The sequence below is a fragment of the Phocaeicola sp. genome, assembly GCF_048170425.1.
In the GTDB taxonomy this organism is placed as follows: Bacteria; Bacteroidota; Bacteroidia; order Bacteroidales; family Bacteroidaceae; genus Phocaeicola.
The window spans coordinates 1-8350 of the sequence record NZ_DBEXBB010000100.1 but is presented as its reverse complement, the minus strand read 5'-3'; the positions used below and the strand labels follow the sequence as shown (position 1 = coordinate 8350).

The 8350-nt window shown below is 43.2% G+C and carries 8 protein-coding genes; 4 read left to right on the top strand and 4 right to left on the bottom strand.

What is annotated here, in order from left to right; genetic code table 11:
* The 4 genes from ACMJ0U_RS04185 to xerD form a co-directional block, all read right to left on the bottom strand.
* Nucleotides 1-1392, bottom strand: a 1392-nt coding sequence (locus ACMJ0U_RS04185; protein WP_417128375.1) for a YifB family Mg chelatase-like AAA ATPase, incomplete at its 3' end; no start/stop codon positions are given.
* Nucleotides 1393-1414: 22 nt separating this feature from the next.
* Nucleotides 1415-2437 carry a thioredoxin-like domain-containing protein gene (locus tag ACMJ0U_RS04180; protein WP_417128374.1) on the bottom strand — a complete coding sequence of 341 codons (1023 nt, stop codon included), beginning with the start codon at nt 2435-2437 and terminating at the stop codon, nt 1415-1417.
* A gap of 138 nt (nt 2438-2575) precedes the next feature.
* A complete protein-coding gene (locus ACMJ0U_RS04175) occupies nt 2576-4252 on the bottom strand; it encodes a tetratricopeptide repeat protein (RefSeq protein ID WP_417128373.1) in 1677 nt (558 codons plus the stop codon).
* Between the two features lie 146 nt (nt 4253-4398).
* Nucleotides 4399-5310 carry a site-specific tyrosine recombinase XerD gene (xerD, locus tag ACMJ0U_RS04170; RefSeq protein ID WP_337793588.1) on the bottom strand — a complete coding sequence of 304 codons (912 nt, stop codon included), beginning with the start codon at nt 5308-5310 and terminating at the stop codon, nt 4399-4401.
* Between the two features lie 65 nt (nt 5311-5375).
* Here xerD and aroQ point away from each other — a divergent pair, with 65 nt between their 5' ends.
* The 4 genes from aroQ to rbfA are packed head-to-tail and all read left to right on the top strand — an operon-like array spanning nt 5376 to nt 8264.
* A complete protein-coding gene (gene aroQ / locus ACMJ0U_RS04165; protein ID WP_007564077.1) occupies nt 5376-5807 on the top strand; it encodes a type II 3-dehydroquinate dehydratase in 432 nt (143 codons plus the stop codon).
* 10 nt (nt 5808-5817) lie between these two features.
* Nucleotides 5818-7278 (top strand): pyruvate kinase, encoded by a 1461-nt coding sequence (gene pyk / locus ACMJ0U_RS04160; protein WP_007564079.1) that lies wholly within the window; start codon nt 5818-5820, stop codon nt 7276-7278.
* Nucleotides 7279-7280: 2 nt separating this feature from the next.
* Entirely contained in the window at nt 7281-7919 is a 639-nt protein-coding gene (locus ACMJ0U_RS04155) for an O-methyltransferase (RefSeq protein ID WP_007564081.1), read from the top strand.
* Nucleotides 7920-7928: 9 nt separating this feature from the next.
* Entirely contained in the window at nt 7929-8264 is a 336-nt protein-coding gene (gene rbfA, locus ACMJ0U_RS04150) for a 30S ribosome-binding factor RbfA (RefSeq protein WP_022053011.1), read from the top strand.
* Nucleotides 8265-8350 lie beyond the last annotated feature (86 nt).

Below are 8350 nucleotides of genomic sequence, written 5' to 3'. Positions count from 1 at the left end.
CCGGTTCATGGCATTTCTTAAAAGTTCCAGGCCAGCGGCATCCGGTTGTGCATAGAGGTGTAGCAGTTTAGAAGTCATTTGGGCGTTACTATAGATTCCATGTTCATTAGCAAAGCGTTGGCTTTGTATTTGTCGGGCACGGACTACACGTTCGCGAATGCTGGCACTGCTTTCTCCCGGTGTGCTTTTGGAGATTTCTTCAAAAGGAACGGGTACAATTTCTACTTGAATGTCTATGCGGTCGAGCAGAGGGCCTGAGATTTTGTTCAGGTATCGTTGTACTTGTCCCGGACTACATACACAATTTCGTGTGGGATGGTTATAGTAGCCACACGGGCATGGGTTCATGGAAGCGATTAATTGAAAGTTAGCTGGATACTCCAGGCTATACTTTGCTCTTGAAATAGTGATACGATGGTCTTCAAGGGGCTGCCGAAGCACTTCCAGTACGCTTCTGCTGAACTCAGGGAGTTCATCAAGAAATAGCACTCCATTGTGTGCCAGGCTGATTTCTCCAGGTTGAGGTGTAGCTCCGCCACCTACCATGGCTACTTGAGAGATGGTGTGGTGTGGGCTGCGGAACGGTCGGGTGGCAATAAGCGAGGAACCTTTTTTCAGTTTTCCAGCTACTGAATGTATCTTAGTTGTTTCCAGGCTTTCTCCTAATGAGAGTGGAGGAAGGATGCTGGGAAGGCGTTTGGCCATCATGGACTTGCCACTTCCTGGGGCTCCAATGAGCAGCACGTTGTGTCCGCCTGCTGCGGCTACTTCAAGTGCTCGTTTTACATTTTCCTGTCCTTTTACTTCTGCAAAGTCAAAGGGGAAAGTAGACTGGTGTTTATAGAACTCTTCACGTGTGTTGACAATGGTAGGTTGTAAACTGCAATTGCCGTTCAGAAAATCGATTACTTCTGTAATGCGTTCCACGCCATATACGTCCAGATTATTTACGACAGCGGCTTCCGATGCATTCTGTTGCGGAAGAATAATCCCTTTAAAACCTTGTTGACGGGCGGCAATGGCGATAGGAAGTGCACCTTTAATGGGTTGCAGACTCCCGTCCAGGCTTAATTCTCCAATAATCAGATAATCTGTCAAGTGTTCAGAGGAGATTGTTTCATTAGCTGCCAGGATACCGATAGCCAGCGGGAGATCGTATGAGGCTCCTTCTTTCCGGATATCAGCCGGAGCCATGTTGACTACTATCTGTCGGGTAGGAAACTTGTATCCGTTTACTTGTAGAGCGGATACGATACGTTCGTGGCTCTCCTTGACGGCAGAGTCTGGTAGACCCACTAAATAAAATTTTATTCCGCGCGAACAGTTGACTTCAATTGTTACAATAGTGGCATCAATGCCTTGTACTGCGGCTCCAAAAAGTTTGACAAGCATTTAAGGTCGTTTTTATTGTGTTTTACTTTTGTTGTTTGTCTTCTGCTATCAAGGCTTCCACCTTGGTCTGTAATGCATTTCCGTAAAGATTACTGCCTAAAATTTTCCGGTTCCGGTCTATCAGTATGTTGTATGGAAGACGCTGTATGTTTTGTTGTTTCAGAATCTGATTATTCCATCCTTTGTAGTCGCATACTTCAATCCACTGTTCTGTATCTTTTTGCGTATTTTTTTCCCATTCTTCCTTGTTATAATCTAGTGAGAAGTTGACAACCCGGAAATTGTTCTTAGAGAATTTTTCGCATAGAGCATATAGGGAGTCTTTTATAGCTATGCTTTCCTTATCCCAACTTGCCCAAAAGTTAATGAGCGAATATTGCTTTTGTGTCCCACTGCTGCTCCATGACAAATATTCACCGTTTCTTTTCTTTACAGACAAGTAATTCAGATAAGTCGAAGTGCTTTTTTCTCTTTCGGGTAGTTTCTGTAGAACTTCATTCAATACTCTACAATCTTTCACTTTACCGGTCAAAGGCTCAGTCAGTCTGGCAATGAGGGACAGATTGGGATTGGCTGATTGTGAAAAATACCAGTACAGTATATAAGCCGAAGCAGGTGAGGATGGATGGCTCTTGATAAAGTTCTCAGCTTGTTGGCATATTTGTGCAGAATCTTTCAGCGCGTGTATACTTTGCAGAAATTCCTGGTATTCATTGTTCGGACCATCTCCTTTAATTTCCGGATGTGCGAAACTTCCTTTTACAGACACTTTCCAGCCTTTGTCTGCAAATATCGGAAAGACTTCACCTGAATCATTAACTAATCGGAAAGTATTCAATGTGTCGGGAGAGAAGGCATAAGTGAATTTACCTCCTCTTGGATAAATAGTATCCAGTTTGGAATCCGGGTCATCAAAGACTACTAGAATCATGTCGGAAGTAATGCCTTCCAGTTCCCCTTTGAGTTCAAATTCATCGCTTTGTCTGCACGAATCCAGACAAAACAACAGATATACAGATAAGAGGAGCAGGTATAATTTTTTCATAAACCGTATTTTGTTTTTGCGAAAATACATATTTTCATTTTATAATCTTTCATCTTCTTCCGATTCTTTCCCGTAAAAGCATAAAAAAACCGGAATCACTTCAAGTGATTCCGGTTCCTTTTATGTAATTAAGTCAGATTACTTTATTTCGTTTGCATATTTTGCAAATTCACGGTCGTTCTGAGCTTTAGCAGCCAAAGCAGCATCCTGCTGTTTTACTTTGCCCATGCTGCTCTTAACCAAGTCAGCGTTGTTAGTTCTAGCACCTACAATTGCCATCAGGTAGTTAGTGTAAGCGTCCGGATTCTTCACTGCAGACAGAGTAGATTTAGCTTTGTTATAGTCCTTAGCCAAGATCTGAGCCAAAGCAGCTGAGTTAGTCTTAGTGTCACCGAATGCCTGTACAGCACGGTCATACTGACCTTGTTTGATGTACAAGTTACCCAGAGCTTCGTTAGCTGTGTTAGCACCTGTAGACTTGCTCAAGTAAGTTTCAGCGTTAGCTACGTTACCCTTAGTCAATTCAATCAAACCAAGGTTAGTGTTAACTTCTGCAGCGTTAGAGCTCTTGCTAGCAGCCTGTTTGAAGTAGTTTTCAGCTGTAGCTAAGTCACCGTTAGCATAAGCCATCATACCCAAGTTGTTGTAAGCACGATAGTCGTTCGGATACAATTCAACAATTTTCTTATAGATAGCTTCTTTACGAGCGTTGTCGTTAGTCAGAGTTGCAGCATACAGCAATTCATCGTTGCTCAATACTTTAGCGTCAGTATCGAATGCAGCGTTGATTTCTTCATCGCTACGTCCGATTACATCGTAGTTAGCAGTCAAACGAGCACGACGCAACTGCGGCAGGATTTCGTCAGCCAGAGTTTTGTAAACTGAAGAAATGTTCTTGATTTCAGTTTCACGCTGTTCTGGATCGCTGTACATAGAAAGAACACGCAAGATCAGGTCTTTATCCTGAATGTTAGATTTAGAAACCAATTCCTGGAATCCGTCCCAGTCCTGAGCTGTGTATTTAGCATCTACTTCAGTTTCAATCTTACCTTTCTTCAACTGCTGGTTCATGTATTTTTCAGTGTTGTTCTGACGATTTTCAGCCAAAGTAGTATTCAGTTCAACACCACCATCAGGTGAAGCGTAAGCAGAAATTTCGATGTTGTTCAGTTTGTAGTTCTTAGTGTCACCAGCTACAGCTACCACTTGTTTGTGGAATGCTTTCAAGCTGTCAGACTTCAATTCGCTTGCGCGGAGGTTAGCCTGCTGGATCAAGAACATGATCTGAGCTTCTTTAGCCTGCTTGATGATACGCTGGAATGCGTCCGGAGCGTAAGCAGCATTAGCAGAGTTTACAGTAGGAAGTTCTGAAGTAGCGATTACACCGTCAGCAATCTTTACAGAAGGAATAGTGTATTCTTTTTTACCTTTCTTAATTTTGAAATCCAGGTAAAGTTCAGATTTAGCCATTTCAGGAACATAGTCGAAAGAAGCTTTCATTGTATAAGTACCACCAGTCTTGTAAGAGATAGTCTGGTCGTTACCTTGTACTTTTTCGCCCTGGAATGTAGCTGGCTGACCTTTAGCTTCGCCACCTTCCCATCTCAAAACCGGAGTAACTTCAACTGTTGCGTTTTTCTTGAAGTATTTTTCCGGGAATTTTCCTGTAATAGTTACAGGTACCTTGCCACCAACAGCTTCCAACACTTCAGGGTTGGTAGTGAAGTAGTCAGGAGATAATTCGCCCATCTTGCTACATGAAGAGAAAGCAAGGACTAACAATGCCACTAACGGCAAATACAACTTCTTAATCATGATGTTAAATATTTAGTTTGTATAAATGAATAATCTTATTGTTTGATTATTTGGGGCAAAGATAAGAAAAACTCTATTACGTGTTAATCATTATCTGCTTTTTTTTGTGCGTCCGTTCGAAAAAACCTTAAAAAATCGTTCTTGCCTTACAATCTGTTCATATTTCTGGGGTGGTGTTCCAAGATTTCTTGGCGCAAGCGACTGCGGTCAAGGTGGGTATAAATCTCAGTCGTGCCTATACTTTCATGGCCCAGCATACATTGTATGGCTCGCAGGTTGGCGCCGCCCTCCAGCAGATGAGTAGCAAAAGAATGACGGAAAGTGTGGGGGCTGATTGTTTTCTTCAACCCAATCTGTTCGGCTAGCTCTTTAATGATGTGAAAGACCATGATGCGTGAAATGTTTTTCCCGAAACGACTGATAAATACAAAATCTTCGTATCCAGGTTTTATCAGTCCTTCATTGCGGTCTGGAAAGTACAGTTCCAGTTCATGAATGGCGCGTGGGGAGATGGGTACCAGCCGTTGTTTGCTTCCCTTCCCTTCTACTTTGATGAACTTTTCTTTTAGATAGAGATCGGATAGTTTCAGATTGCATAGTTCGGATACACGGAGTCCGCAACTGTATAGGGTTTCCAAAATAGCCCGGTTGCGCTGTCCTTCACGGGTGCTTCGGTCGATGCTTCCTATAAGTTTGTCTATCTCCTCTACCGTCAGTACGTCAGGCAGGTGTTTGCCGATTTGGGGTGATTCCAGCAATTCTGAGGGGTCTTGTTGTATGTAGTCTTCCAGCAAAAGAAAACGAAAAAAAGAGCGTATTCCAGACAAAATTCGAGCTTGTGAACGTGGGTGAATGCCGATGTCTCTTAATCCGGCTGAAAAAGTTTCCAAATTCTCCAGGGTGACCTCAGTAAAATGAATGCTTTCCAGTTCCAGAAATGCGAATAGTTTGTCCAAGTCTGTAAGATAAGCCTCCACCGTGTTTGCTGAAAGTGATTTTTCGAGTTTCAGGTATTGCCTATACTTTATTATTATGCTTTTTTTATCGGCCTTTTTCATTTATTTTTCGTATCTTTGTGCCAAATTCTTCTACAAAGGTATTAAATTTCAGCAGAAGTATACAGATGAGAATACAAATAATCAATGGCCCTAACATTAACCTGTTGGGCAAACGGGAGCCTTCCATTTATGGAGCCGAATCTTTTGAAAGTTATCTGGAGAAATTAAAAGAATGGTATCCGTCGGTAGAGTTTGCATATTACCAGTCGAATGTGGAAGGGGAACTGATTAATAAAATTCATGAGACAGGCTTTTCGTATGATGGCATTGTGCTGAATGCCGGGGCCTATACTCACACTTCCATTGCTTTACAGGATGCTATCCGTGCAGTTACGTCTCCAGTCGTGGAGGTACATATTTCCAATGTTCACCGGCGGGAGGAGTTTCGTCACAAATCAATGATTTCCTGTGCTTGTGTAGGAGTAATCTGCGGATTCGGACTGAATTCCTATCGTCTGGCCGTAGAATCCATTTTATTAGACAACAACAAATTATAGTATATTTATTATGATGCTTAAACAAACAAAAATCGTTGCGTCCATTTCGGACTTGCGCTGCGAAGTAGATTTTATCAGAGACCTTTTTAATGCAGGTATGAACGTGGTACGTATGAATACCGCACATGCCAGCCGTGAAGGTTTTGAAAAGTTGATTAATAATGTGCGTACCGTTTCTAACCGTATCGGTATTCTGATGGATACCAAAGGTCCGGAAGTACGTACTACGGCCAGTGCAGAAGGCCCGATTGATTTCAAGACAGGTGAAAAGGTTCGTATTGTGGGAAATCCGGAACAGGAAACTACTCATGAATGTATTGCTGTAACTTACCCGGGATTTGTACACGACCTGTCAGTTGGAGCAGATGTGTTGATGGACGACGGTGAACTGGCACTGAAAGTAATCGATAAGAATGAAGATACTTTGTTCTGTGAAGTACGCAATGATGCTACTTTGGGAAGCCGCAAGAGTGTGAATGTGCCGGGTGTACGCATCAACTTGCCTTCTTTGACTGAAAAGGACCGCAACAATATTTTGTATGCGATTGAGAAAGACATCGATTTCATTGCGCATTCATTTGTTCGCAATCGTCAGGATGTACTTGATATTCGTGAAATCCTGGATGCACACCACAGCGACATCAAGATTATTGCTAAGATTGAAAACCAGGAAGGTGTGGATAACATCGATGAAATCCTGGAAGTAGCTGATGGTGTAATGGTGGCTCGTGGTGACCTGGGTATCGAAGTACCGCAGGAACGCATTCCGGGTATTCAGCGTATCTTGATTAAGAAATGTATCTTGGCTAAGAAACCGGTAATCGTGGCTACGCAGATGTTGCATACCATGATTAACAATCCGCGTCCTACTCGTGCGGAGGTTACCGACATTGCCAATGCTATCTACTATCGTACCGATGCGTTGATGCTGAGTGGAGAAACTGCATATGGTAAATATCCGGTAGAAGCTGTGAAGACTATGGCGAAGATTGCAGCTCAGGCTGAAAAAGATAAGATGGAAGAAAACGATATTCCAATTCCTTTGACTCCGGAAAATACAGATGTAACCAGCTTCCTGGCAAAACAGGCTGTACGTGCTACTAACCTGATGCCTATCCGTGCTATCATTACCGATAGCTTCAGTGGTTTGACTGCCCGCAATCTGGCTGCTTTCCGTGGAAAATATCCGGTATTGGCTATCTGCTACAAGGAAAAGACCATGCGTCACTTGGCTTTGTCATACGGTGTGGAAGCTATCTATATGCCGGAAAAAGCCAACGGACAGGAATATTATTTCGCTGCATTGCGTAAGCTGATGGACGACGGTGTACTGTCAGAAAACGAAATGGTGGCTTATCTGAGCGGTGGTAAACAAGGTACTCATACTTCATTCCTCGAAATCAACCAGGTAGGTGATGTCTTGAAGAGCGGAGATGACTACGTTTTACCCAACCGTAACCGTTACTTGTAATCATGAAAGAGACTGACGCGCTCGATGAATACATTCTTCAGCATATTGATGAAGAGAACGACTACCTGAAAGCGCTGTACCGGGCGACGCACGTAAAATTGTTGCGTCCCCGTATGGCTTCGGGGCACTTGCAAGGTCGTATGCTGAAGATGTTCGTGCAGATGATACGTCCGAAGCAGGTACTTGAGATTGGTACCTACAGCGGATACTCCGCACTTTGTCTGGCAGAGGGACTGGAGGAAGGGGCTATGCTTCATACCTTTGAAATCAACGACGAGCAGGAAGATTTCACTCGTCCGTGGCTGGAAAATTCACCCTATGCCGATAAAATCAAGTTTTATATCGGTGATGCCCTTGAAATTGTGCCCGACATGGACATCGTGTTCGACCTGGCATTTGTAGACGGAAACAAGCGCTTCTATGTGGAATATTATGAAATGATTCTGCAAAAGATGCATTCCGGCGGTTATATCATAGCCGACAATACCTTGTGGGACGGACATGTGCTTGAAGAACCGCATCACACGGACACGCAGACCATCGGAATCAAGAAGTTCAATGACCTGGTGGCTGCCGATACACGGGTGGAAAAAGTAATCCTGCCCTTGCGTGACGGTCTGACTATTATACGTAAAAAATAAAGAGGTAATATGGAAACAACCAGACAAAACAAGATTGCCCGCCTCATTCAGAAGGAACTGAGCGAAATCTTTCTTTTGCAGACCAAGTCAATGCCTGGTGTGCTGGTTTCGGTCAGCATTGTCCGCATCAGTCCCGATATGAGTTATGCGCGTGTATATCTGAGCGTCTTCCCTTCAGAGAGAAGTGAAGAAATCGTGAAGAACATCAATGCCAACATGAAGTCAATTCGTTTTGAGCTGGGAAACCGCGTGCGTCATCAGTTGCGCATCATTCCCGAATTGAAGTTCTTCGTGGACGATTCTCTGGATTATGCAGAGAAAATTGACGAACTGCTGAAGAAATAATGTATCTGATATTTTAGTAAATACTCACAGAAGAACATGGAGCTTTGCTTCCGGCTTCTGTGGGTTTTTATTTTGTGTTATATATA